Raw genomic sequence first — 2,748 nt, 5'->3', positions numbered from 1 at the left:
CGCCCTGCTGGACGACGGCAACACCATCCCCTTCATCGCCCGCTACCGCAAGGAAGCCACGGGCACGCTGGACGAGGAGCAACTGCGCGCCATCGCTGAGCAGATCGAGCGGTTGCGCGCCCTTGACGAGCGGCGGGCGGCTATCCTGGCCTCGGTCGAAGAGCAGGGCAAGCTGACCCCCGAGTTGCGCGCCCACTTCGAGGCCGCACTCACCATGACGGCTCTGGAAGACCTCTACGCTCCTTACCGCCCCAAGCGCCGCACGCGGGCCGGCATCGCCCGCGAGAAGGGGTTGGGGCCGCTGGCCGACCTGATCCTGGCTCAGCCGCGCGGGACGGCGACGGCCGAGGCCTTGGCCGCGCCGTTTGTCGGCGAGGCCGCGCCGACGGTCGAAGAGACGCTGGCCGGGGCGCGCGACATCGTGGCCGAGACCATCAGCGATCACGCCGGCGTGCGCGGCCGGCTGCGCGAGCGGGCCATGCAGGTCGGCGTGCTGCGCTGCCGGCGCATTGAGGACGCGGCCGACGAGCGGGGCGTCTACCAACTGTACTACGAGTTCGACATGCCCATCCCCCGCGTCCGGCCGCACCAGGCGTTGGCCGTCAACCGCGGCGAACACGAGAAGGTGCTGCGCGTGGCCGTCGAGGTGCCAGAGGCGGAGTGGCTATTGGCCATCCGCGCCCACTTCCGGCCCGACCGCCTCTCGCCGCTGGCTGGGCAGATGCAACTCGCGATGGAAGACGCGGCCAAGCGGCTGCTGCTGCCGGCCGTCGAGCGTGACGTGCGCCGCGCGCTGTCTGAGTCGGCCGAGAGCCACGCCATTCAGGTCTTCGCCCGCAACCTGCGCGCCCTGCTAACCCAGCCGCCGCTGGTTGGGCAGACGGTGTTGGGCATCGACCCCGGCTTCCGCACGGGCAGTAAGGTAGCGGTTACAGACCCAACGGGCAAGGTGCTGGACACGGCCACGATTTACCCCCACCCGCCGCAGAACAAGCGCGCCGAGGCGCGGGAGGCGCTGCTGGCGCTCATCGCCCGCCATGGCGTCACGCTGATCGCCATCGGCAACGGCACGGCCTCGCGCGAGACGGAGCAACTGGTGGCCGAACTGACGCGCGAGCGGGAAGAACTGCACTACGTCGTCGTCAACGAGGCCGGCGCGAGCGTCTACAGCGCCAGCCCGCTGGCCAAGGCGGAACTGCCCGGCCTGGACGTGTCCATACGCGGCGCGGTGTCCATCGGCCGGCGGCTGCAAGACCCGCTGGCTGAACTGGTCAAGATCGATCCCAAGTCCATCGGCGTCGGCCTCTACCAGCACGACGTGAACCAGAAGCAGCTGGCCGGAGCGCTGTCGGGCGTGGTGGAATCGGTCGTCAACCAGGTTGGCGTGGAGGTCAACACCGCCTCACCGGCGCTGCTGGGACACGTCTCCGGCATCGGGCCGAAGCTGGCCGAGCAGATCGTTGTCCACCGGGACGCGAACGGCCCATTCGCCAGCCGCGCGGCGCTGCGGCAGGTATCGGGGCTGGGGGCCAAGGCGTTCGAACAGGCGGCCGGCTTCCTGCGCGTCCGCGACGGCGAGAACCCGCTCGACGCCAGCGCCATCCACCCGGAAAGCTACGACACGGCGCACCGGTTGCTGGAGCGGGTTGGCCTGCCGCCCGGCGCGCCGCCGGCTGCCTTACGCCCGGCGCTGGCCGCGCTGCGCGAGGCGACGCCGCTGGAAACGCTGGCTGCCGAGTTGGGCGCGGGCGCGCCGACGCTGGCCGACATCTTCGACCAGTTGGCCCGGCCCGGCCGCGACCCGCGCGAAGACCTGCCGCGCCCCATCCTGCGCAGCGACGTGCTCTCGATGGACGACCTGACGTCGGGGTTGCAACTCAGCGGCACGGTGCGCAACGTGGTGGATTTCGGCGCGTTCGTGGACATCGGCGTGAAGCAGGATGGCCTGCTGCACAAGCGCCAGACGCCCCACGGCGTAGCGCTCCAGGTGGGCGACGTGATCGAGGTATGCATCCTGGCCGTAGACAAAGATCGCGGGCGCGTCAGTCTGGGCTGGGCGAATCAATCAACCACGGATTGACACGGATTCAACGGATAAGAACGGATTGAATTATTCTTTCAATCTGTGTTCATCCGCCAAATCCGTGAGAATCCGCGGTGAATTTATTTATGGCTGAAGCCGTGTTTCGGTTTTATGGGGAGTTGAACGACTTCCTGCCGGCGGGGCGGCGGGGGGGCGAGTTTGTCTGCGCCTTCAGTGGGCCGCAGACGGTCAAGCACCTGATCGAGGCGTTGGGCGCGCCGCACACCGAGGTGGCGGCCATCCTGGTCAACGACCGGCCGGTCGGCTTTGACTACCGGCCGGGCGACGGCGACCGCATCGCCGTCTACCCTGAGTTCGGCGTGCCCGTTCTGAACGGCTTACCTCTGCTGCGCCCGCCGCTGCCCACCCCGCCCGCCTTTCTGGCCGACAACCACCTCGGCCGGCTGGCGCGCTCGCTGCGGCTGCTGGGCTTCGATACGGCCTATGACCCCGCACTGGACGACGAGGCGCTGGCCGAGAAGGCTGAGGATGAGCGGCGCATCCTGCTGACGCGCGACCGTGGGTTGCTGAAGCGGCGGCTGGTCACCTTCGGCTACTGCCTGCGCACGACTGACCCGCGGGAGCAGCTATTCGCCGTGCTGCGCCGCTACCAGGTGTTCGAGCAGGTCGAACCGTGGCGGCGCTGCTTACGCTGCAATGGGTTG

General features: G+C 69.2%; 2 protein-coding genes. Both read left to right on the top strand.

Annotated elements, in window-relative coordinates:
* Nucleotides 1–2,080, top strand: a 2,080-nt coding sequence (locus ACE3UY_RS20950; RefSeq protein WP_374689422.1) for a Tex family protein, incomplete at its 5' end; no start/stop codon positions are given.
* Between the two features lie 89 nt (nucleotides 2,081–2,169).
* On the top strand, nucleotides 2,170–2,748 hold a 579-nt coding region (locus ACE3UY_RS20945), incomplete at its 3' end, for a Mut7-C RNAse domain-containing protein (RefSeq protein WP_374689421.1).

Origin of the sequence: Promineifilum sp. (SeqCode) (genome assembly GCF_041918635.1) — a bacterium.
In the GTDB taxonomy this organism is placed as follows: Bacteria; Chloroflexota; Anaerolineae; order Promineifilales; family Promineifilaceae; genus Promineifilum.
Note: the sequence above shows the minus strand (reverse complement) of the source record. Positions and strands in the feature narration are given on the sequence as shown.